Here is a 20,773-nt window from a genome sequence, read left to right as displayed (position 1 = left end):
GAACGAGCCACCATGGCTGCAACCTCCCTTGACCTCGCCAAGGTCCGCAACATCGGGATCATGGCGCACATCGACGCGGGCAAGACCACCACCACCGAGCGGATCCTGTTCTACACCGGTGTCTCGTACAAGATCGGTGAGGTCCACGATGGCGCTGCCACCATGGACTGGATGGAGCAGGAGCAGGAGCGCGGCATCACGATCACGTCCGCCGCGACGACCTGTCACTGGACGCTTGACGACTCCGACCACACCATCAACATCATCGACACCCCGGGCCACGTCGACTTCACCGTCGAGGTGGAGCGTTCGCTGCGCGTGCTCGACGGTGGCGTGACGGTGTTCGACGGCGTCGCCGGTGTCGAGCCCCAGTCCGAGACCGTGTGGCGGCAGGCTGACCGCTACGGCGTCCCGCGCATCTGCTTCATCAACAAGCTGGACCGCACGGGCGCCGACTTCTACTTCTGCGTGCAGACCATCGTGGACCGCCTCGGCGCCACCCCGCTGGTCATGCAGCTGCCGATCGGCGCCGAGGGCGACTTCGCCGGTGTCGTCGACCTGGTGAAGATGAAGGCCCTGGTCTGGTCCGCGGACGCGCCCAAGGGCGAGATGTACGACACCGTCGACATCCCGGCCGACCTGGTCGAGAAGGCTGCCGAGTACCGCGAGGCCCTGCTCGACACCGTGTCGAACACCAGCGACGAGGTGATGGAGCTCGCCCTCGAGGGCGAGGACATCCCCGAGGAGCTGCTGGTCGCCGCGATCCGCAAGGGCACGCTGAACTCGGACTTCACGCCGATCTTCTGCGGCTCCGCGTTCAAGAACAAGGGCGTCCAGCCCCTGCTCGACGCGGTCGTCAAGTACCTGCCGTCGCCGCTCGACATCACGGGCATCGAGGGCACGAAGCCGAACGACCCCGAGACGAAGATCATCCGCAAGGCCTCGGACGACGAGCCGCTCGCCGCGCTCGCGTTCAAGATCATGTCGGACCCGCACCTCGGCAAGCTCACCTTCGTCCGGGTCTACTCGGGCCGCCTGGAGTCCGGCACCTCGGTGCTGAACTCCGTCAAGGGCAAGAAGGAGCGCATCGGCAAGATCTACCGCATGCACGCGAACAAGCGTGAGGAGATCGAGTCGGTGGGCGCCGGCGACATCATCGCTGTGATGGGTCTCAAGCAGACCACCACCGGTGAGACGCTGAGTGACGAGAAGCAGCCGGTCGTCCTGGAGTCCATGGACTTCCCGGCCCCGGTCATCCGCGTCGCCATCGAGCCCAAGTCCAAGGGCGACCAGGAGAAGCTGGGTGTCGCCATCCAGCGTCTCGCGGAGGAGGACCCCTCCTTCCAGGTCAACACGGACGAGGAGACCGGCCAGACCATCATCGCGGGTATGGGCGAGCTGCACCTCGAGGTGCTGGTCGACCGTATGCGCCGTGAGTTCAAGGTCGAGGCCAACGTCGGCAAGCCGCAGGTCGCCTACCGTGAGACGATCCGCAGCGCCGTCGAGCGGATCGACTACACGCACAAGAAGCAGACCGGTGGCTCCGGCCAGTTCGCGAAGATCCAGATCGCGATGGAGCCGATCGAGTCCGGCGAGGGCTACGAGTTCGTCAACAAGGTCACTGGTGGCCGCGTGCCGCGGGAGTACATCCCGTCGGTCGACGCCGGTTGCCAGGAGGCCATGGAGTTCGGTGTGCTCGCCGGCTACCCGCTTCAGGGTGTCCGCGTCACGCTGCTCGACGGTGCCTCGCACGACGTCGACTCCTCCGAGCTCGCGTTCAAGATCGCCGGCTCGATGGCCTTCAAGGAAGGCGCCCGCAAGGCCAAGCCGGCCCTGCTGGAGCCGATGATGGCCGTCGAGGTCACCACGCCCGAGGACTACATGGGCGAGGTCATCGGCGACATCAACTCTCGCCGTGGACAGATCCGGTCCATGGACGAGCGTCACGGTGCCCGCGTGGTCAACGCGCTGGTGCCGCTCTCCGAGATGTTCGGCTACGTCGGTGACCTGCGCAGCAAGACCTCTGGTCGCGCTAGCTACTCGATGCAGTTCGACTCGTACGCCGAGGTTCCGCGGAACGTGGCGGACGACATCATCGCCAAGTCCAAGGGCGAGTGACGTCCCGCAATCGGGATGATTCACAACCCTTAGGCTTACTGGAGGCAAACCCGGCGGGGTCACACCCGACCCCGCCGGCGCCTCCGGCCCCCATCCGCGGGACTGGCATGAGGTGCAACCAGCACCCCGTACCACAACCCGATCAAAGACCAACTGACGTCGTACGGCGTACAGAACTGTCCTCAGGAGGACTGAAGTGGCGAAGGCGAAGTTCGAGCGGACGAAGCCCCACGTCAACATCGGCACCATCGGTCACATTGACCACGGTAAGACGACCCTTACCGCGGCCATCACCAAGGTGCTGCACGACGCGTACCCGGACATCAACCCCTTCACGCCGTTCGACCAGATCGACAAGGCGCCGGAGGAGCGGCAGCGCGGTATCACCATCTCGATCGCGCACGTCGAGTACCAGACTGAGGCGCGTCACTACGCCCACGTCGACTGCCCCGGTCACGCGGACTACATCAAGAACATGATCACCGGTGCGGCCCAGATGGACGGTGCGATCCTCGTCGTCGCCGCCACCGACGGCCCGATGCCGCAGACCAAGGAGCACGTCCTCCTGGCCCGCCAGGTCGGCGTCCCCTACATCGTTGTCGCCCTGAACAAGGCCGACATGGTGGACGACGAGGAGATCCTGGAGCTCGTCGAGCTCGAGGTCCGTGAGCTCCTCTCCGAGTACGAGTTCCCGGGCGACGACCTGCCGGTCGTCCGCGTCTCCGCGCTGAAGGCGCTGGAGGGCGACAAGGAGTGGGGCGAGAAGCTCCTCGGCCTGATGCACGCGGTCGACGAGGCCATCCCGACCCCGGCTCGCCTCACCGACCAGCCGTTCCTGATGCCGATCGAGGACGTCTTCACGATCACCGGTCGTGGCACCGTCGTCACCGGTCGTATCGAGCGTGGCATCCTCAAGGTCAACGAGACTGTCGACATCATCGGCATCAAGGAGACCAAGACCACCACCACGGTCACCGGCATCGAGATGTTCCGCAAGCTGCTCGACGAGGGCCAGGCCGGTGAGAACGTCGGTCTGCTGCTCCGTGGCATCAAGCGCGAGGATGTCGAGCGCGGCCAGGTCATCATCAAGCCGGGCACCGTCACCCCGCACACCGAGTTCGAGGCGCAGTCCTACATCCTGTCGAAGGACGAGGGTGGCCGTCACACCCCCTTCTTCAACAACTACCGCCCGCAGTTCTACTTCCGTACCACGGACGTGACCGGCGTCGTGACCCTCCCCGAGGGCACCGAGATGGTCATGCCGGGCGACAACACCGCCATGTCGGTCGTGCTGATCCAGCCGATCGCCATGGAGGAGGGCCTGAAGTTCGCCATCCGTGAGGGTGGCCGTACCGTCGGCGCCGGCCAGGTCACCAAGATCGTCAAGTAATTTGACGGCTTAGGCCTGCCTGTTCCAAGGGCACCCGCAGGGGCTGCGCGATACCGCTGGTATCGCGCAGCCCCTGCGGCGCTTCCGCGGTCGGCGCCGGACGTGGGCGCAGGCCGGGCACCGGAATCCACCCGGCCGGACCGTCCCGGGACGCGAAAACGCCGACGGGGGCCGCTCGTTCGAGCGGCCCCCGTCGGCGTTTTCGGTTGCCGGTGGTCAGCTGTGCAGTGACGCGGTGAACGCCTTGCAGGCGGCGTAGTCCGGCAGCAGTCCGGTCTCGATCGCCTCCGCCAGCGAGGGGGCGGCCTCGTCGCGGGCCGAGAGCTGCGGCACCTCGGCCGGCCACTCGATGCCCAGGTCCGGGTCGAGCGGGTGGACGGCGTGCTCACCGGTGGGGTTGTACGCCTCGGAGCAGAGGTAGGACAGCGTGGCGTCGTCGGTCAGCGCGCAGAAGCCGTGGCCGAGACCCTCGGAGAGGTAGACCGCGCGGCGCTCCACGTCGTCCAGCCGCACGCCCTCCCAGCGGCCGAAGGTCGGCGAGCCGACCCGCAGGTCCACGATGACGTCGAGCACCGCACCGCGGACGCACGTCACGTACTTGGCCTGGCCGGGGGGCACATCGGCGAAGTGGATGCCGCGCACCACCCCGCGCGCGGAGACCGAGAGGTTGGCCTGAGCGAGCTTCAGCGGGTGGCCGACGACGTCGGCGAGCCGGTCGAAGCGGTACCACTCGGTGAACAGCCCGCGCGGGTCGCCGTGCAGCTGCGGCGTGATCTCGAAGCTGCCCTCGATGCTCAACTCACGGATCTTCACTGTGCGGTCTCCTCGTCCAGCAGGCGGAGCAGGTACTGGCCGTAGCCGCTCTTCGTCAGCGGCTCGGCGAGTTCGCGCAGCTGCTCGTCGCTGATCAGCCCGGCCCGCCAGGAGGCCTCCTCGATGCAGCCGATCTTCAGGCCCTGGCGTTCCTCGATCACCCGGACGAACTCCGAGGCCTGCACCATCGAGACGAAGGTGCCGGTGTCCAGCCAGGCCGTGCCGCGGTCCAGGATCGTGACCTGGAGCTCGCCGTCGCGCAGGTAGGCGTCGTTGACGGCGGTGATCTCCAACTCGCCGCGGGCGCTGGGCTTCAGACCGCGGGCTATCTCGACCACCCGGTTGTCGTAGAAGTACAGGCCGGGCACCGCGTAACGGGACTTGGGGGCGGCCGGCTTCTCCTCGATGGAGATGGCCTGGCCGTTCTCGTCGAACTCCACCACGCCGTACGCGGTCGGGTCCGCGACCGGGTACGCGAAGACCCGTCCGCCCTTGGCGTCGGTGTGCTCCGCCAGTCGGGTGCCGAGCCCGCTGCCGTGGAAGATGTTGTCGCCGAGGATCAGCGCGACCGAGTCGTCGCCGATGAAGTCGGAACCCAGCACGAAGGCCTGGGCGATGCCCTCGGGCCGTTCCTGCACGGCGTATTCCAGCCGCAGGCCGAACTGCGAGCCGTCGCCGAGCAGTCGCTCGAACTGGTCCCGGTCGGCGGGTGTCGTAATGATCAGGATCTCACTGATCCCCGCCATCACCAGAGTGGAGAGCGGGTAGTAGATCATCGGCTTGTCGAAGACGGGCAGAAGTTGCTTCGACACTGCCCGGGTCAGCGGCCAGAGTCGTGATCCGGTCCCGCCGGCCAAGAGGATTCCACGCATGGGTGCACCCTATGCGAGACCGCGCGGCCGCTGAGGCCCGGGTAGGGAGGGCCGAGGATGGCCGCTAGACTCATCGTATTATGCGCATCCTCGTGACCGGCGGTGCCGGTTTTATCGGTTCTGAGTTCGTCCGCCAGCAGCTGGGTGCGGACGCCACCGCCCAGATCACGGTCTTCGACAAGCTGACCTACTCCGGAGTCGAGGCCAACCTCGCTTCGGTCGCGGACCTCCCGGGCTACACCTTCGTCAAGGGCGACATCTGCGATGTCGACGCCGTCGACCAGGTGATGGCCGGCCACGACGTGGTCGTGCACTTCGCCGCCGAGTCGCACGTCGACCGCTCGATCGCCGGCGCCGGCCCCTTCGTGATGACCAACGTGGTCGGCACCCAGGTGCTGCTGGACGCCGCTCGCAAGCACGGCGTCGGCCGCTTCGTGCACGTCTCCACCGACGAGGTGTACGGCTCGATCAGCGAGGGGTCCTGGACCGAGGAGTGGCCGCTGGCCCCGAACTCCCCGTACTCCTCCTCCAAGGCCGGCTCCGACCTGCTGGCGCTCGCGTACCACCGCACCCACCGGATGGATGTGGTGGTGACCCGCTGCTCCAACAACTACGGGCACTACCAGTTCCCCGAGAAGGTCATCCCGCTGTTCACCACCAACCTGATCGACGGCGGGAAGGTGCCGCTGTACGGCAACGGTGGCAACATCCGCGACTGGCTGCACGTCTCCGACCACTGCCGCGGGATCGACCTGGTGATGCGCGGTGGCCGCGCCGGCGAGGTCTACAACATCGGCGGCGGTACCGAGGTGACCAACAAGGAGCTCACCGGCCTGCTGCTGGACGCCGCGGGCGCCGGCTGGGACATGGTCGAGTACGTCGAGGACCGCAAGGGCCACGACCTGCGCTACTCCCTGGACATCAGCAAGATCGGCGCCGAGCTCGGCTACAAGCCGCAGGTCCGCTTCGAGGACGGCCTCGCCGCGACCATCGCCTGGTACCGCGAGAACCGCGCCTGGTGGGAGCCGCTCAAGGCGAAGGCGGCTCTGCAGAAGTGACCGCGAACTCCTCGGGCACCACCAGTTGGCTGGTCACCGGTGCCGCCGGGATGCTCGGCCAGGACGTGCTGGCCGTGCTCGCCGACGACCCCGCGGTGAAGGTCACCGCGCTGCGCCGGGCCGATCTCGACATCACCGACGCCGCGGCCGTGCTGGCCGCGGTCGCGGGCCACGACGTGGTCGTCAACTGCGCGGCGTGGACGGACGTCGACGGTGCCGAGAGTGCCGAGGAGGCCGCCACGGCGATCAACGGCACGGGCGTGCGCCACCTCGCGGACGCCTGTGCCGCGCTCGGCGCGCGACTGCTGCACGTCTCCACCGACTACGTGCTGCCCGGGGACGCCGTCGAGCCCTACGCCGAGACGGCGCCGACCGGCCCGGTCAACGCCTACGGCCGTTCCAAGCTGGTCGGCGAGCAGGCCGTGCTGCGACTGCTTCCGGAGCACGGCTACATCGTGCGCACCGCCTGGCTCTACGGCGAGCACGGCCCCAACTTCGTGGCCACCATGCTGAAGGCCGCCACCCAGCGGGAGACCCTGGACGTGGTGGACGATCAGCACGGCCAGCCGACCTGGTCCCGGGCGCTCGCCGCGCGGCTGGTCGCGCTCGGCCACGCCGCCCTGGCCGGCCGCGCGCCGGCCGGCGTCTACCACGGGACCTCCGCCGGCCGTACCACCTGGTTCGGGCTGGCCCGCGAGGCGTACCGGCTGACCGGTCTTGACCCCGAGCGGATCCGGCAGACCGACTCGGCGGCGTTCGTCCGCCCGGCGGTCCGGCCGGCGTTCAGCGTGCTGGCGCACGAGCGCTGGGCCCAGGCGGGCCTGGAGCCCATGCCCAGGTGGGACCGGAGCCTGGCCGAGGCGCTGACGGGTCCCGGCTTCCAGGCCCTCGGCCAGGCGGCCCTCCAGGCCCCGACCCACACGCCGAGCCGAGGATGAGCAACCCGCTGGCGAAGCTGCTCAAGGTGATCCCACCCGGGACCCACCTGGTCATCGGCGGCACGATGATCCTCGGGGCGGCGTCGTACATCCAGACCTCGATCACCGGTCACGCCTTCACCGGTGACCCCAAGCAGGCCCTGGCCGAGCTCTGGACGCTGGTCATGACCGTCAGCCTGGGGCTCTTCTTCCCGATCGAGCAGGAACTCACCCGGGTGGTCGCCGCGCGGGCCGTCCGCGGTGAGGGCGTCGCCCCGGTGCTGCGCCGGGCCGCGCTGCTCACCCTGGGACTTCTCGCCGTGATAGCCGCGGTGCTGGCCGCCGTCGCCGGCCCGCTGGCGAACACCTTCTTCGGCCACGACCGCTCGCTGGTCTGGGCCTTCGGGGCCGCACTGGCCGGGATGGCGCTGGTCTACCTGACCCGCGGCATCCTGGCGGGGCTCGGCCTGTTCAACGCCTACGGGGTCTCGCTGGGCCTGGACGGCCTGCTGCGGATCCTGCTCGCCGGCGGGCTCTACCTGGCCGGCAGCACCTCGGCCGTGGAGTACGGCCTGGTGCTGGCGATGGCCCCGCTGGTGGCCATGGTGTGCACCCTGCCCACCACGCTGCGCGGCTGCCGGCCGGGCCCGGCGATGGCGTGGGGTGAACTCTTCCAGAACATGACGATGATGATCTGCGCCTCGGTGCTGGCCCAGCTCGTCGTCAACGCGGCCGTGATCACCACCGCGCTGGTCACCGTCGACAAGGACCTGAGCTTCGCGCTGCTGACCGCCGGAATGCTCTGCCGGGTCCCGCTCTTCGTCTTCGGCTCGCTGCAACCGACGCTGATGACCGGCCTGTCCACCACGGCCACCGAGGGCGACCGCGCGGGATTCCGCAAGATGCTGCTGCAGACCAGCGCGGTCATCGGCGGCCTGGGACTGCTCGGCACGCTCGGCGCCGTCGTCGCCGGTCCCTGGGTGACCTCGGTGCTCATGGGGGCCAAGGACCTGCTCGGGGCGATGGACTTCTTCTGGTTCTCGATCGGAACCATGTGCTACATGCTGGCGATGGTGCTCGGCCAGGCGCTCCTGGCGCTCGGGCGGCACAGTCGGCAGATGACCGCCTGGCTGCTGGGCACCGCGGTGCTGGCGGGGGTCACCCTCATTCCCGGCCAGGTGGCCACCAGGGTTGAGGTAGCGTATGCGTTCGGTTCACTGGTGACCGCTATCTTCATGCTTCTGACGCTTGTTCGAGGCATTTCCCGGCAGCCGTCCGACCCGATGACTCATGGCAACGCCGCAGTCTCAGCGCTGGAAAACGCATGACGCCGCCCCTTTCCCACCTCGGAGAAGCAGTGAACGACTACCACGACACCTGGCTGGTGATCCCCGCCTACAACGAGGGCCAGGTGATCGCCGATGTGGTGGAGGCGGCGCGCCAGACGTTCCCCAATATCGTCGTCGTCGACGACGGCAGCACGGACGACACCGCGAAGCACGTCGGCCGGACCGGGGCACACCTGGTCCGCCACCCGGTCAACCTGGGCCAGGGCGCCGCGCTCCAGACGGGGCTGAAGTACGCCCTGGAGCAGCCGGACGCCCGCTACTTCGCCACCTTCGACGCGGATGGTCAGCACCAGACCCAGGACGTCGAGAAGATGGTGGAGCTGCTGCGGACCGGCGAGGTCGACGTGGTGCTCGGCTCCCGGTTCATCGAGCAGAACGGCCAGGTGCCGTGGATCAAGCGGGTCGTGCTGCGCACGGCCGCGGCGGTCAGCCCGACCGCTCGCAAGCTGAAGCTGACCGATGCCCACAACGGCCTGCGCGTCCTCAACCGTGAGGCGGCTGGGCGGCTGCGAATAACGATGAACGGGATGGCCCACGCCTCCGAGATCGTCGGTTTCCTGGCCGGCTCCGAGCTGAAGGTCGCCGAGCTCCCGGTCGACATCCTGTACACCGATTACTCTCGCGCCAAGGGTCAGTCCCTGATCAACGGCGTCAACATCCTCTTCGACATCTCGCTTCGGGAGCGTGGCCGCCGATGAAGTACTTCTGGATCCAGCTGGTCCTCATCCTGGGCTCGCTGTCGCTGGCCCTGATGTTCATACGTCGCTGGGACCGTGCGAACACCCGTGCCTGGAAGCGCATCGCCTTCTCGACCTTCGTCCTGGTCAACATCTACGCGGTCCTGCGACCGTCCGATGTCACCTGGCTGGCCAAGCAGATGGGCGTCGGCCGCGGCACCGACCTGGTGCTCTACGTCATGGTGCTGGGGATGGGCTTCCTGACCCTCAACACCTTCCTGCGCTTCCGCTCGCTCGAGAAGAAGCTGACCGACCTGGCCCGGACGGTGGCGATCAGCGAGGGCGTCCGCAGCAACGACGAGCGCCTCGCACCCGAGGCTCTGGAGACCTCCGAGTCCGTGAAGGCCAAGTCCGGTGTCTAGCTTCGACTTCATGCTCCCCTACTACGGGGACGTGCGGCTGATGCAGGACGCCGTGCGAAGTGTCCTGGCTCAGACGGATCCCGACTTCCGGCTGGTCGTCGTGGACGACGGCCGGGAGCCCGAGGTGCCGGGCTGGTTCGAGCAACTCGGCGACGAGCGGGTCCACTACCTGCGCAACGAGCAGAACCTCGGCATCACCAAGAACTTCCAGAAGTGCGTCGAGCTCTCGCAGGCGGAGCGGGTGGTCATCATGGGCTGCGACGATCTGCTGCACCCGCACTACCTGCAGACCGTCAGGTCGATCCTCGCGGAGCACCCCGAGGCCGGCATGGTCCAGCCCGGGGTCGAGGTGATCGACGGCACCGGAGCCGTCACGTCCGGCCTGGCGGACCAGACCAAGCGCTGGCTGTACTCGCCCAGGATCAACGGGCGCCGCGTGATGGGCGGCGAGGAGCTGGCGGCCAGTGTCCTGCGGGGCAACTGGCTGTACTTCCCGTCCATCTGCTGGCGTGGCGAGGCCCTGCGCGCGGTCAACTTCCGGGACGACTACTCGGTCATCCAGGACCTGGCGCTGGTCATCGACCTGCTGGAGCTGGGCGAGCAGATGGTGATCGACGACAGCACCAAGACGTTCCAGTACCGGCGCCACGCCGTCAGCGAGTCGTCCGTGCAGGCCTTCTCCGGCAGCCGCTTCACCGAGGCGGAGCGGTACTTCTCCGCGGTCGCCGACCGGCTGGACGCCCGCGGCTGGCCCAAGGCGGCTCGTGCGGCGCGCTTCCACAGCGCGTCCCGGTTTCACGCGCTGACGATGCTGCCCGGAGCGCTTCGCCACGGCCGGGCCGACGGGGCCAAGCTGATGGCCCGGCACGCGCTCACCACGGGACGGCGGCAGGAAGCCTGACCGGCCCGTGAAAAGCGATCCGCCCCACCCGGACTCCTCCGGGTGGGGCGGATCGCTTTTCGCACGGCACAGCTCAGCCGGTGCCGGCTCCCGGCGGACGGCTGGGTACCGCCGACGGGTAGGGATCCGTGTTCGGGCAGGAGAGGCGGCCCGTGTCCGGGGCCTTCTGCAGCTTGGTACTCAGGTCGACGGGACCAGCGGTGCACTTGCCGCCCGGGGCGTACGGAGAGCACTTGCCGTGCGGGTCCGCGGTCGACTGGGCGACCCAGGCGAGCATGCCGGGGCCGTTGAGCTGGGGGTCCTGCGGCATGTACTTGCTGGCCGTGGCGGAACCGGCCATGCCGTACAGCAGGCCGAGCGCACAGAGCGCGCCCAGGGCGACCGGTCGCCGCACCACCGCGCCCACCGACTTCACACCGCGCTCCCCGGGGGCCTGCGCCGATGTCCGGTGGAGCTTGGCGTACCGTCCGGCGACCAGGTAGACGGCGAGGCCGGTGAGCACCAGCAGGCAGTACAGGAGCTGGGCGCTGGTCCGCGGGTAGAGCATGACGGCCTGGTCCCTCTCCATGTGCGAGGCGAACCAGTACCGCATCAGCAGCGCGCTGGCGGTGCAGGCCGCGCAGGCCAGCACGGCCGCGTGCCGCACCCCGAGGGCCAGCGCGACGCCGGCGCCGACCAGCAGCAGGATGCTGAAGACACCCACCCCGCCCAGCTCACCGGGCGGGGGCCAACTGCTGAACGCGTCCGTGCCGGGCAGGTCGTCGCGCCACATCGCGAAGTAGGCGGGCTCGGTGTACGTGTCGAAGTAACAGTAGCGGTCGACGGCCGCACCGGCGGCGGTCAGCAACTGGACGGTGTAGCTCCCGGCGACCAGCATGAACCCGGCCGCGGTCGAGCCCAGTCCGATCAGGGCGGTGACCAGCGCCCGCCGCCCCTCGGCGCGAGCCAGCTGGAAGAGCACGACCAGGCCCAGCGCGGCGATGCCCACCGCCGACCAGACGAACCAGCCCGAGTAGAGCAGGAAGAGCACGCCGGTCACCAGGCCCAGCAGAGCCCCGAGGATCGCCGCATGCCGACGGCTGATGGCGTGGGACCGCTGGACCAGCTGGAGCAGCTTGCCGAGCAGCGGGACCAGCGCCACCAGGACGAGATTGGTGTACGGCTTGTACGGCTGCACCAGCGGCAGCGCGGCGGTGACCCCGATCCCCAGCGCCCAGAGCGGCGGGAGCAGCAGTCGCCAGGCGAGGTAGGCGACCGGCCCCATCATGGCGGTGAAGACCAGTTCCACCACCTTGAGCGCGGCGCCGGTCTCACCGCCGGTGAACGTCTGCGCGACCCAGGCGATCAGGTGCGGGAACAGCGGGGGGTACGCGGGGTCCAGCGGCTTGCCGGCCATGATCGCGGCGGCCCAGCCCTGCAGCGCTCCCGCGTCGCCCCCCTGGGCGTAGAGCGGCCAACTCGTCCCGTGCAGCGCGAGCGCGACGCCGGCCGCCGTCACGCCGGTGCAGAGTCCGGCCACCGCGGCCGACGCGAGCTGCAGCGGCACGGCCGTCCAGCGGCGCATGGCGGGTATCGCGATCAGCAGGATCACGGCGAGCAGGAGCAGCAGTCGCAGCTGCAGCGCGGCGAGCCCGCTCACCTGACCGATCCGGGAGACCGGATCGATCTGCACGAACCGGGCCAGCCAGGTCATCAGCAGGGCTGTGACGGTCGCCACCAGACCCTCGGCCGCCAGCCACCACCCGGACGTACGGTCGCCCCGCAGCCTGGGGGCACGCGTGCGGTGCCGGCTTTGGTCCGCCTGCCTCGGGAGAGCTGAGCTCATCGTCACTGCGGATCCCTTGTGAACAATCGGTGCGTCTCGGCGATTCTGTCATGGTGCTTGGGAGGCCCAGTACGAGCGCGTGACCGGTGGGCCCGTTGGCCGCTCGTGTGAACGCCGTGGCACACTCCTGCCGTAGTAAGAGGACGTAGTGGGTTGGTGGCGAGTTCCACGCCGATCATGGGAGTGCGGAGTGCGGCCGGCGGTCAACGCTGTGGCTGAGCCCGAGGGGGAGCGGTTGACGTGTCAGGGCCGGCCCGAAGGCGCGGCGGCCCTCATGCCGACGGTGGGGCACAGCGCTCGGCCGACTCCCTGAGTGCCTGACCACCCTGGCCCAAGTCCGGACGACCGTCCGGCTCCGACTGCGGCGAGTGCCGCCCACAGAAGTGGACTGACATGACTGATCTGGCGCCGGGGGCGACCAGCGAGGCGGACCTGACACGCCGACCCGGCAGAACGCCGGCGGCCGTGCGACGGCGCGGTCCGGCCTGGCTGTCGAAGCGCTGGGTGATGGGGGTCGGCGAGGCGCTGGTCAGCGTCGCCGCCGCGCTCGGCTACACCGCGCTGTGCCGCCACATCAGCGTCGACCCGCTCGACCGGATCGGCCAGGTCAGCGGGCTCGCCAAGATGCAGGAGTACGTGGCGCTGATCGGGCTGCCGCTGCTGGCGGTGCTGCTCTACGCCGCATACCGCGGCACACTGCGGCAGCACGAGCTGGCCAAGCGCCTGGTCTGCGCGGCCCTGGCCGGGCTCGCCACGGGCGTGGTGGCCGGCGGAGTCGTGGTGGCACTGCGGGGAACGCCCTGGCCGCTGGGCGGTCAGGAGGGTGACCCCAGTGTCCTGATCGACATGGCCACCTCGATCATGCACGGCAAGAACGTGGGTGTGTATCCGCCCGGGTTCCCCGCCGTGATGGCGGTCTGGTCGGAGATGCGCTACGGCGGGGTGGGCGGCGCCGGATACGCGCTGCACGACCTGCAGATCATCTGCAGCGCGCTGGTCGGTCCCATGTCCTACCTGGCCTGGAGGCTGCTGCTGCGTCCGTTCTGGGCGCTGCTGATAGCGGTGCCGGCCGCGGTGACCTTCCTGGACCCGATCCGGCCCTACAGCCACGTCGTCATGATCATGCTGATCCCGCTGCTGGCCGCCTTCATGCGCGAACTGCGTCGGCCCGACCGGCGGTCCGTGCCGTCCGCGCTGCTGGTCGGTGCCGGCTTCGGCGTTGTCTTCGGGCTGCTGTTCCTCTGGTACTCGGGCTGGTACCTGTGGTCGGCGCCGGGCGTCTTCGTGCTGGCGCTCTTCCTCTTCCCGTGGCGCAAGGGCCGTGCGGCGGTCACGTCGGTCGGCGCCTTCGTGGTCAGCGCCGCGGTCGCCTTCGGCGTGGTCGGCTCGCCGCTGCTCTACGAGATCGTGAAGCTCGGCGCCTCGACGCCCGACCGGTACGCCTACCTCTCGGTCTACGCGGACCCGACGTATGTGCTCGGCTGGATGTCGGACCGCTCGGGCCAGCTGACCTACGACACCTGGCCGGCGGCCGGCGAGCTGTCGGGCCAGACCGGATTCGCGGTGCTGCTGCTGCTCGGCGTCGGCCTCGGGGTGGGCCTGGGGCTGCGGAACATCGCCGTGCGGACCGCCGCGGCCGTCCTGGCCGGCGCCTGGCTGATGCGCTTCTACTACGCCGGGAGCATGGAGCACAACCAGCAGATCCAGCTCTACCCCCGCACCACCTGGATCATCATGTACTGCCTGATGATCCTGGCCGTCCTCGGCCTGATGGCCCTGGTCCAGCGCGGTACCGGCTGGGTCAACCGGGTCGTGCCGGCCAAGGACGCCTCGGTGGGCGTCATTCCGCGGCGGGTGCTGGGGCAGCTCTCGGCCGGCATGGTCTGCGCGATCGCGCTGTTCGCCACCATGGGCGCCTCGTGGTCGATCAACCGCTACATGCCGGAGTCGTCCCCGAGCTCGATGGGCATCGACGCCTACCGGGCGCACGAGATCAAGAAGCCGAACGGGCTGTGCCCCAAGTTCTCGCCGGTGAAGGACTGCGCCAACCCGATCGTCAAGGACTGGGCGCCCACCGCCGACGACGGCTACATCTGGTGCGCCGGCATCTCGGCCGACGACTGGCAGGCGGTCTGCGGCCGTCCGGCGCCGTGGGTCACTGACACCAAGAAGTAGCGGGTGACGATCGGGGCCGGCGTGGTGCAGACCACGTCGGCCCCGATTCGCGTTCCCATCTCCTGTTATGGCAGGATGTCCAAGTTGCTCGGTTGAGTGCCGATGCTGCGCGCCTCCCGTCGGGAGGACCGGAAGCGAGTCCCATGTACTCGTCGTTCCCGTGATGGCCGTTCATGTGTTCACGTGCTGTGTGTGGACGCAGTGGTGTGTAAGCGACACCGCGGCAGCTGCGGGGCGGACGTACGGGAATCTTCCGGGAAGCGTGGGCGGGGCCTCGACCCGGCGTTCTGTGGGTGCAAGGCAATCCGGATCCTCTCGAAGAGGGCTTTCCCTTTTCTTAAGCGCGGGCGCGACACGCCCGAGCGCGGGGGCCGGAGGGTAACCACCCAGGAGTGCCACCGGAGGAGTCCGCCGGACGAATTCGGCAGTAGAAGCAGCAGACGAGACAAAGGACTACTGAGTAGCCATGGCGGGACAGAAGATCCGCATCCGGCTCAAGGCCTACGACCACGAGGTCATCGACTCCTCGGCGAAGAAGATCGTCGAGACGGTGATTCGTACTGGTGCGCAGGTCGCGGGCCCGGTGCCGCTGCCCACTGAGAAGAACGTGTACTGCGTCATCCGCTCGCCGCACAAGTACAAGGACTCGCGCGAGCACTTCGAGATGCGCACTCACAAGCGTCTGATCGACATCCTCGACCCGACCCCGAAGACCGTTGACTCGCTGATGCGCCTCGACCTTCCGGCCGGCGTCGACATCGAGATCAAGCTCTGAGAGGCGCGACGAAGATGGCAAAGCAGATTAAGGGCATCCTGGGCGAGAAGCTCGGCATGACCCAGGTCTGGGACGAGAACAACCGGATCGTTCCGGTGACCGTCGTCAAGGCCGGGCCGAATGTCGTGACCCAGGTTCACACCGCCGACAGCGCGAGCGGCTACAACGCCGTGCAGATCGGTTTCGGCGAGATCGACCCCCGCAAGGTGAACAAGCCCCTCGCGGGTCACTTCGCCAAGGCCGGTGTCACCCCGCGCCGCCACCTGGTCGAGCTGCGTACCTCGGACGCGTCCGAGTACACGCTGGGCCAGGAGATCACCGCCGAGCTGTTCGAGGCGGGTGTCAAGGTCGACGTGACCGGCACCTCCAAGGGCAAGGGCTTCGCCGGTGTCATGAAGCGTCACAACTTCAAGGGCCTCGGCGCCGGTCACGGCGTGCAGCGCAAGCACCGTTCGCCCGGCTCGATCGGTGGCTGCGCCACCCCGGGTCGTGTGTTCAAGGGCCTGAAGATGGCCGGCCGGATGGGCCACGAGCGCGTGACCACCCAGAACCTGACCATCCACGCCGTTGACGCGGAGAAGGGGCTGCTCCTGATCAAGGGAGCCATCCCGGGCCCGAACGGCGGCCTCGTCCTCGTCCGCACCGCGGCGAAGGGGCTGTGAGGATATGAGCACCATTGACATCCTGTCGCCCTCGGGCGACAAGACCGGCAGCCTCGAGCTGCCCGCCGAGATCTTCGACGCCAAGGTCAGCGTTCCGCTGATGCACCAGGTCGTCGTGGCGCAGCTCGCTGCGGCCCGTCAGGGTACCCACAAGGTCAAGACTCGCGGCGAGGTCCGAGGCGGCGGCCGCAAGCCGTACCGCCAGAAGGGCACCGGCCGGGCTCGTCAGGGCTCGACCCGTGCGCCGCAGTTCGCCGGCGGTGGCGTTGTGCACGGTCCCGTGCCGCGCGACTACTCGCAGCGGACCCCGAAGAAGATGATCGCCGCCGCTCTGCGCGGTGCGCTCACCGACCGGGCCCGCCACGAGCGCATTCACGTCATCACCGGCGTGACCGCGACCGAGGCGCCGTCGACCAAGGCCGCCAAGGGCCTGTTCGGCAAGATCACCGACCGCAAGAACGTCCTCCTGGTCGTCGAGCGCTCGGACGAGCTGGGCCTCAAGTCCGCTCGCAACCTGCCGAACGTGCACATCCTGGACGCCGGTCAGCTGAACACCTACGACGTGCTCGTCTCCGACGATGTGGTCTTCACCCAGGCCGCCTTCGAGCGTTTCGTGGCCGGTCCGGCCGCGTCCGCCAAGGCCGTTGCCGCTGAGGGCGAGCTCGAAGGGAGCGCCGCCTGATGAGCGACGTTACGAGCAAGACGTTCACGGACCCCCGTGACGTTCTGGTGAAGCCGGTCATCTCCGAGAAGAGCTACGCGCTCCTCGACGAGAACAAGTACACGTTCGTCGTGTCGCCCGGTGCCAACAAGACCCAGATCAAGCAGGCCGTCGAGGCGGTCTTCTCGGTCAAGGTCGAGTCCGTCAACACGCTCAACCGTCAGGGCAAGCGCAAGCGCTCCAAGACGGGCTTTGGCAAGCGCAAGGACACCAAGCGCGCCATCGTGACGCTGGCTGAGGGCAACCGCATCGACATCTTCGGTGGTCCGGTCTCCTGACAAGGGGATCGTGATCGTCGATAAGGACGAGGACGAGAGAGCCAAATGGGCATCCGCAAGTACAAGCCGACTACGCCGGGCCGTCGTGGCTCCAGCGTGGCCGACTTCGTAGAGATCACGCGGTCCACGCCGGAGAAGTCGCTGGTTCGCCCCCTGCACAGCAAGGGCGGCCGTAACAACGCCGGTCGTATCACCGCTCGCCACCAGGGTGGCGGACACAAGCGCGCCTACCGCGTGATCGACTTCCGTCGTCACGACAAGGACGGCGTGCCGGCCAAGGTCGCGCACATCGAGTACGACCCCAACCGCACCGCGCGCATCGCGCTGCTGCACTACGCGGACGGCGAGAAGCGCTACATCATCGCCCCGCGTGGCATCACCCAGGGTGACCGGATTGAGAACGGCCCCGCGGCCGACATCAAGCCGGGCAACAACCTGCCGCTGCGCAACATCCCGGTTGGTACCACCATCCACGCGGTGGAGCTGCGTCCCGGTGGCGGTGCCAAGATGGCCCGTTCCGCGGGCTCCGGCATCCAGCTGCTCGCCCGTGAGGGTCGCATGGCGCACCTGCGCATGCCCTCCGGCGAGATCCGCCTGGTCGACGTTCGCTGCCGCGCCACCATCGGCGAGGTCGGCAACGCCGAGCAGTCGAACATCAACTGGGGCAAGGCCGGCCGTATGCGCTGGAAGGGCGTTCGCCCGACCGTGCGTGGTGTGGCCATGAACCCGATCGACCACCCGCACGGTGGTGGTGAGGGTAAGACCTCCGGTGGTCGCCACCCGGTTTCGCCGTGGGGCAAGAAGGAGGGTCGCACCCGTAAGCCCGGCAAGGCTTCGGACGCCCTCATCGTGCGCCGCCGCAAGACCAACAAGAAGCGCTAGGAGCAGGTCAGATGCCGCGCAGTCTCAAGAAGGGCCCCTTCATCGACGGCCACCTCATCAAGAAGGTGGACGTACAGAATGAAGCCGGTACCCAGAACGTCATCAAGACCTGGTCCCGCCGCTCCGTGATCAGCCCGAGCATGCTCGGTCACACGATCGCGGTCCACGATGGTCGCAAGCACGTCCCGGTGTTCGTCACCGAGTCGATGGTCGGCCACAAGCTGGGCGAGTTCGCTCCGACCCGCACCTTCCGCGGCCACGTCAAGGACGACCGCAAGTCGAAGCGTCGCTAGTCGCCTGAGCTTCACGGCCAGAACGACTCAATGACTTACTCCATTAAGGGGACAACCATGGAAGCCAGGGCCCAGGCGCGGTACATCCGCGTCACGCCCATGAAGGCCCGCCGCGTGGTGGACCTCATCCGTGGCCTGAACGCCACGGAGGCCCAGGCGATCCTGCGGTTCGCTCCGCAGGCCGCCACCGTGCCGGTCGGCAAGGTGCTCAACAGCGCCATCGCCAACGCCGCGCACAACTACAACCACAACAACGTGGACGACCTCGTCATCAGCGAGGCGTACGTTGACGAGGGCCCGACCCTGAAGCGGTTCCGTCCGCGTGCCCAGGGCCGTGCCTACCGGATCCGCAAGCGGACCAGCCACATCACCGTGGTCGTCAGCAGCAAGGAAGGGACCCGGTAATGGGCCAGAAGGTTAACCCGCACGGGTTCCGCCTCGGCATCAGCACGGACTTCAAGTCCCGCTGGTACGCCGACAAGCTGTACAAGGACTACGTCAAGGAAGACGTTGCCATTCGTCGCATGATGACGAAGGGCATGGAGCGCGCCGGTATCTCCAAGGTCGAGATCGAGCGCACCCGCGACCGCGTCCGCGTCGACATCCACACCGCTCGCCCCGGCATCGTCATCGGTCGCCGTGGCACCGAGGCCGACCGCATCCGCGGCGACCTCGAGAAGCTGACCGGCAAGCAGGTCCAGCTGAACATCCTCGAGGTCAAGAACCCCGAGCTGGACGCCCAGCTCGTGGCTCAGGGCGTCGCGGAGCAGCTGTCCTCCCGCGTGTCGTTCCGCCGTGCCATGCGCAAGTCGATGCAGGGCACCATGAAGTCCGGCGCCAAGGGCATCAAGGTCCAGTGCTCCGGTCGTCTCGGCGGCGCCGAGATGAGCCGTTCGGAGTTCTACCGCGAGGGTCGTGTGCCGCTGCACACGCTGCGCGCGAACGTCGACTACGGCTTCTTCGAGGCCAAGACGACCTTCGGCCGTATCGGCGTGAAGGTCTGGATCTACAAGGGCGACGTCAAGAACATCGCCGAGGTCCGCGCTGAGAACGCCGCTGCCCGCTCGGGCAACCGTCCGGCCCGCAACGACGCCCGCCCCGCGCGTGGCGGCGAGCGCGGTGGCCGTGGCGGCGAGCGTGGTGGCGCCCGTGGCGGTCGTCGTCCCGCGAACACCGAGGCCCCCGCGGCTGCGGTGAACGAGGCGCCGGCTGCTGAGAGCACCGGAACGGAGGCCTGACCCATGCTGATCCCCCGTCGGGTCAAGCACCGCAAGCAGCACCACCCGAAGCGCCGTGGCATGTCCAAGGGTGGCACCGAGCTCGCCTTCGGCGAGTACGGCATCCAGGCCGTCACCCCGGCCTACGTGACGAACCGGCAGATCGAGTCCGCTCGTATCGCCATCACCCGTCACATCAAGCGTGGCGGCAAGGTCTGGATCAACATCTACCCGGACCGCCCCCTCACCAAGAAGCCTGCCGAGACCCGCATGGGTTCCGGTAAGGGTTCGCCGGAGTGGTGGATCGCCAACGTTCACCCGGGACGGGTCATGTTCGAGCTGTCCTACCCCAACGAGAAGGTGGCTCGTGAGGCGCTGACCCGCGCAGCTCACAAGCTCCCGATGAAGTGCCGGATTGTCCGGCGCGAGGCAGGTGAGAGCTGATGTCGGCCGGCACCAAGGCTGCTGAGCTGCGCGAGCTGGACAACGAGGGTCTCGTTGCCAAGCTCCGCGAGGCCAAGGAGGAGCTGTTCAACCTCCGCTTCCAGGCGGCGACCGGACAGCTCGACAACCACGGACGGCTCCGGCTGGTCCGTAAGGACATCGCGCGGATCTACACCCTGATGCGCGAGCGCGAGCTGGGCATCGAGACGGTGGAGAACGCCTGATGACTGAGAACACCAACGAGACGCGCGGTTTCCGCAAGACCCGTGAGGGTCTCGTCGTCAGCGACAAGATGGACAAGACCGTCGTCGTCGCCGTCGAGGACCGCGTCAAGCACGCTCTGTACGGCAAGGTCATCCGCCGTACGAACAAGCTGAAGGCGCACGACGAGCAGAACGCGTGCGGCATCGGTGACCGGGTCCTCCTCGCGGAGACCCGCCCGCTGTCCGCGACGAAGCGCTGGCGCGTCGTCGAGATCCTCGAGAAGGCCAAGTAACGAAGCCGATGAGGTACGGCCGTATGTGCACCAGGTCCCCGCGGGGACGCCGGTGTGAGCAGCGGCCGGCCCGTCGACTCTCGTTGACGATCAGGAGAAAGCTGTGATCCAGCAGGAGTCGCGACTGCGTGTCGCCGACAACACGGGCGCGAAGGAAATCCTTTGCATCCGCGTTCTCGGTGGCTCCGGTCGCCGCTACGCCGGCATCGGGGACGTCATCGTCGCTACCGTCAAGGACGCGATCCCCGGTGGCACCGTCAAGAAGGGCGACGTCGTCAAGTGCGTCATCGTCCGCACCGTGAAGTCGCGCCGTCGTCCCGACGGTTCGTACATCCGGTTCGACGAGAACGCCGCCGTCGTGCTCAAGAACACCGATGGTGACCCCCGTGGCACCCGCATCTTCGGCCCGGTGGGCCGCGAGCTGCGTGACAAGAAGTTCATGAAGATCATCTCGCTTGCGCCGGAGGTGCTCTAACCCATGGCGAACA

The 20,773-nt window shown here is 68.2% G+C and carries 24 protein-coding genes; 21 read left to right on the top strand and 3 right to left on the bottom strand.

Annotated features, from left to right (window positions below; all coding sequences use genetic code 11):
* Window positions 1-12: 12 nt before the first annotated feature.
* Both fusA and tuf read left to right on the top strand, forming a co-directional pair.
* Entirely contained in the window at window positions 13-2,118 is a 2,106-nt protein-coding gene (fusA, locus tag OG403_RS15725) for an elongation factor G (RefSeq protein ID WP_329564866.1), read from the top strand.
* Window positions 2,119-2,314: 196 nt separating this feature from the next.
* Window positions 2,315-3,508: an elongation factor Tu gene (tuf, locus tag OG403_RS15720; RefSeq protein ID WP_329564865.1), complete on the top strand. Its 1,194-nt coding sequence runs from the start codon at window positions 2,315-2,317 to the stop codon at window positions 3,506-3,508.
* A gap of 216 nt (window positions 3,509-3,724) precedes the next feature.
* Here tuf and OG403_RS15715 read toward each other — a convergent pair whose 3' ends face one another.
* Window positions 3,725-4,315, bottom strand: a complete 591-nt coding sequence (locus OG403_RS15715; RefSeq protein ID WP_329572323.1) for a dTDP-4-dehydrorhamnose 3,5-epimerase family protein — start codon at window positions 4,313-4,315, stop codon at window positions 3,725-3,727.
* A 2-nt stretch (window positions 4,316-4,317) separates the two neighbouring features.
* A complete protein-coding gene (gene rfbA / locus OG403_RS15710) occupies window positions 4,318-5,193 on the bottom strand; it encodes a glucose-1-phosphate thymidylyltransferase RfbA (protein ID WP_329564864.1) in 876 nt (291 codons plus the stop codon).
* Between the two features lie 80 nt (window positions 5,194-5,273).
* On the opposite strand from rfbA, the gene rfbB reads away from it, so the two are divergent.
* From rfbB to OG403_RS15680, 6 genes are read left to right on the top strand one after another with little or no spacing between them, the layout of a single operon-like run.
* Window positions 5,274-6,251 carry a dTDP-glucose 4,6-dehydratase gene (gene rfbB / locus OG403_RS15705; protein WP_329564863.1) on the top strand — a complete coding sequence of 326 codons (978 nt, stop codon included), beginning with the start codon at window positions 5,274-5,276 and terminating at the stop codon, window positions 6,249-6,251.
* On the top strand, window positions 6,248-7,189 hold the full coding sequence (gene rfbD, locus OG403_RS15700) for a dTDP-4-dehydrorhamnose reductase (protein WP_329564862.1): 942 nt from the start codon (window positions 6,248-6,250) through the stop codon (window positions 7,187-7,189). Before rfbB ends, rfbD begins: the two co-directional genes overlap by 4 nt.
* Window positions 7,186-8,496 carry a lipopolysaccharide biosynthesis protein gene (locus OG403_RS15695; protein ID WP_329564861.1) on the top strand — a complete coding sequence of 437 codons (1,311 nt, stop codon included), beginning with the start codon at window positions 7,186-7,188 and terminating at the stop codon, window positions 8,494-8,496. Before rfbD ends, OG403_RS15695 begins: the two co-directional genes overlap by 4 nt.
* A gap of 29 nt (window positions 8,497-8,525) precedes the next feature.
* On the top strand, window positions 8,526-9,215 hold the full coding sequence (locus OG403_RS15690) for a glycosyltransferase family 2 protein (protein ID WP_329564860.1): 690 nt from the start codon (window positions 8,526-8,528) through the stop codon (window positions 9,213-9,215).
* Complete coding sequence (locus tag OG403_RS15685) at window positions 9,212-9,616, top strand: DUF2304 domain-containing protein (protein WP_329564859.1); 405 nt, start codon at window positions 9,212-9,214, stop codon at window positions 9,614-9,616. Before OG403_RS15690 ends, OG403_RS15685 begins: the two co-directional genes overlap by 4 nt.
* Window positions 9,609-10,517 carry a glycosyltransferase family 2 protein gene (locus tag OG403_RS15680; protein ID WP_329564858.1) on the top strand — a complete coding sequence of 303 codons (909 nt, stop codon included), beginning with the start codon at window positions 9,609-9,611 and terminating at the stop codon, window positions 10,515-10,517. The genes OG403_RS15685 and OG403_RS15680 overlap by 8 nt, the downstream gene beginning before the upstream one ends.
* 73 nt (window positions 10,518-10,590) lie before the next feature.
* On the opposite strand, the gene OG403_RS15675 is transcribed toward OG403_RS15680, so the two are convergent.
* Window positions 10,591-12,234 carry a hypothetical protein gene (locus OG403_RS15675; protein ID WP_329564857.1) on the bottom strand — a complete coding sequence of 548 codons (1,644 nt, stop codon included), beginning with the start codon at window positions 12,232-12,234 and terminating at the stop codon, window positions 10,591-10,593.
* 501 nt (window positions 12,235-12,735) lie between these two features.
* Between OG403_RS15675 and OG403_RS15670 the strand changes: the two genes are divergently transcribed.
* The 13 genes from OG403_RS15670 to rplN all read left to right on the top strand — a co-directional run bounded on the left by OG403_RS15670 (window position 12,736) and on the right by rplN (window position 20,760).
* Complete coding sequence (locus OG403_RS15670; RefSeq protein ID WP_329564856.1) at window positions 12,736-14,517, top strand: hypothetical protein; 1,782 nt, start codon at window positions 12,736-12,738, stop codon at window positions 14,515-14,517.
* Window positions 14,518-14,983: 466 nt separating this feature from the next.
* Window positions 14,984-15,292, top strand: coding sequence for a 30S ribosomal protein S10 (rpsJ, locus tag OG403_RS15665; protein WP_012785157.1), 309 nt, complete (start codon window positions 14,984-14,986; stop codon window positions 15,290-15,292).
* 14 nt (window positions 15,293-15,306) lie between these two features.
* Complete coding sequence (gene rplC / locus OG403_RS15660) at window positions 15,307-15,954, top strand: 50S ribosomal protein L3 (RefSeq protein ID WP_329564855.1); 648 nt, start codon at window positions 15,307-15,309, stop codon at window positions 15,952-15,954.
* A 4-nt stretch (window positions 15,955-15,958) separates the two neighbouring features.
* Entirely contained in the window at window positions 15,959-16,636 is a 678-nt protein-coding gene (gene rplD / locus OG403_RS15655; protein ID WP_329564854.1) for a 50S ribosomal protein L4, read from the top strand.
* Entirely contained in the window at window positions 16,636-16,953 is a 318-nt protein-coding gene (gene rplW / locus OG403_RS15650) for a 50S ribosomal protein L23 (RefSeq protein ID WP_101381383.1), read from the top strand. The genes rplD and rplW overlap by 1 nt, the downstream gene beginning before the upstream one ends.
* Window positions 16,954-16,998: 45 nt before the next feature.
* Entirely contained in the window at window positions 16,999-17,835 is an 837-nt protein-coding gene (gene rplB, locus OG403_RS15645; RefSeq protein WP_329564853.1) for a 50S ribosomal protein L2, read from the top strand.
* Between the two features lie 11 nt (window positions 17,836-17,846).
* Window positions 17,847-18,128: a 30S ribosomal protein S19 gene (gene rpsS / locus OG403_RS15640; protein WP_030232469.1), complete on the top strand. Its 282-nt coding sequence runs from the start codon at window positions 17,847-17,849 to the stop codon at window positions 18,126-18,128.
* A 57-nt stretch (window positions 18,129-18,185) separates the two neighbouring features.
* Window positions 18,186-18,533 (top strand): 50S ribosomal protein L22, encoded by a 348-nt coding sequence (rplV, locus tag OG403_RS15635; protein WP_280692195.1) that lies wholly within the window; start codon window positions 18,186-18,188, stop codon window positions 18,531-18,533.
* Complete coding sequence (gene rpsC / locus OG403_RS15630) at window positions 18,533-19,366, top strand: 30S ribosomal protein S3 (RefSeq protein ID WP_280692196.1); 834 nt, start codon at window positions 18,533-18,535, stop codon at window positions 19,364-19,366. Before rplV ends, rpsC begins: the two co-directional genes overlap by 1 nt.
* Window positions 19,367-19,369: 3 nt before the next feature.
* A complete protein-coding gene (rplP, locus tag OG403_RS15625) occupies window positions 19,370-19,789 on the top strand; it encodes a 50S ribosomal protein L16 (RefSeq protein ID WP_329564852.1) in 420 nt (139 codons plus the stop codon).
* Window positions 19,789-20,013: a 50S ribosomal protein L29 gene (rpmC, locus tag OG403_RS15620; RefSeq protein WP_035848170.1), complete on the top strand. Its 225-nt coding sequence runs from the start codon at window positions 19,789-19,791 to the stop codon at window positions 20,011-20,013. Before rplP ends, rpmC begins: the two co-directional genes overlap by 1 nt.
* Entirely contained in the window at window positions 20,013-20,285 is a 273-nt protein-coding gene (gene rpsQ, locus OG403_RS15615) for a 30S ribosomal protein S17 (RefSeq protein WP_110670527.1), read from the top strand. The genes rpmC and rpsQ overlap by 1 nt, the downstream gene beginning before the upstream one ends.
* A gap of 103 nt (window positions 20,286-20,388) precedes the next feature.
* Window positions 20,389-20,760 (top strand): 50S ribosomal protein L14, encoded by a 372-nt coding sequence (rplN, locus tag OG403_RS15610; protein ID WP_035848171.1) that lies wholly within the window; start codon window positions 20,389-20,391, stop codon window positions 20,758-20,760.
* Window positions 20,761-20,773 lie beyond the last annotated feature (13 nt).

It is taken from the genome of Kitasatospora sp. NBC_01266, from assembly GCF_036242395.1.
Taxonomy (GTDB): Bacteria; Actinomycetota; Actinomycetes; order Streptomycetales; family Streptomycetaceae; genus Kitasatospora.
Note: the sequence above shows the minus strand (reverse complement) of the source record. Positions and strands in the feature narration are given on the sequence as shown.

Excerpts from the sequence above, each read along its gene's own strand:
- rplB (WP_329564853.1), top strand. The coding sequence starts at position 16,999 with ATGGGCATCCGCAAGTACAAGCCGACTACGCCGGGCCGTCGTGGCTCC.
- rpsQ (WP_110670527.1), top strand. The coding sequence starts at position 20,013 with ATGACTGAGAACACCAACGAGACGCGCGGTTTCCGCAAGACCCGTGAG.
- rpmC (WP_035848170.1), top strand. The coding sequence starts at position 19,789 with ATGTCGGCCGGCACCAAGGCTGCTGAGCTGCGCGAGCTGGACAACGAG.
- rfbA (WP_329564864.1), bottom strand. The coding sequence starts at position 5,193 with ATGCGTGGAATCCTCTTGGCCGGCGGGACCGGATCACGACTCTGGCCG.
- OG403_RS15670 (WP_329564856.1), top strand. The coding sequence starts at position 12,736 with ATGACTGATCTGGCGCCGGGGGCGACCAGCGAGGCGGACCTGACACGC.
- rplC (WP_329564855.1), top strand. The coding sequence starts at position 15,307 with ATGGCAAAGCAGATTAAGGGCATCCTGGGCGAGAAGCTCGGCATGACC.
- rplD (WP_329564854.1), top strand. The coding sequence starts at position 15,959 with ATGAGCACCATTGACATCCTGTCGCCCTCGGGCGACAAGACCGGCAGC.
- rpsC (WP_280692196.1), top strand. The coding sequence starts at position 18,533 with ATGGGCCAGAAGGTTAACCCGCACGGGTTCCGCCTCGGCATCAGCACG.
- fusA (WP_329564866.1), top strand. The coding sequence starts at position 13 with ATGGCTGCAACCTCCCTTGACCTCGCCAAGGTCCGCAACATCGGGATC.
- rfbB (WP_329564863.1), top strand. The coding sequence starts at position 5,274 with ATGCGCATCCTCGTGACCGGCGGTGCCGGTTTTATCGGTTCTGAGTTC.
- rplW (WP_101381383.1), top strand. The coding sequence starts at position 16,636 with ATGAGCGACGTTACGAGCAAGACGTTCACGGACCCCCGTGACGTTCTG.
- rpsS (WP_030232469.1), top strand. The coding sequence starts at position 17,847 with ATGCCGCGCAGTCTCAAGAAGGGCCCCTTCATCGACGGCCACCTCATC.
- rplV (WP_280692195.1), top strand. The coding sequence starts at position 18,186 with ATGGAAGCCAGGGCCCAGGCGCGGTACATCCGCGTCACGCCCATGAAG.
- OG403_RS15685 (WP_329564859.1), top strand. The coding sequence starts at position 9,212 with ATGAAGTACTTCTGGATCCAGCTGGTCCTCATCCTGGGCTCGCTGTCG.
- OG403_RS15695 (WP_329564861.1), top strand. The coding sequence starts at position 7,186 with ATGAGCAACCCGCTGGCGAAGCTGCTCAAGGTGATCCCACCCGGGACC.
- rplP (WP_329564852.1), top strand. The coding sequence starts at position 19,370 with ATGCTGATCCCCCGTCGGGTCAAGCACCGCAAGCAGCACCACCCGAAG.
- rpsJ (WP_012785157.1), top strand. The coding sequence starts at position 14,984 with ATGGCGGGACAGAAGATCCGCATCCGGCTCAAGGCCTACGACCACGAG.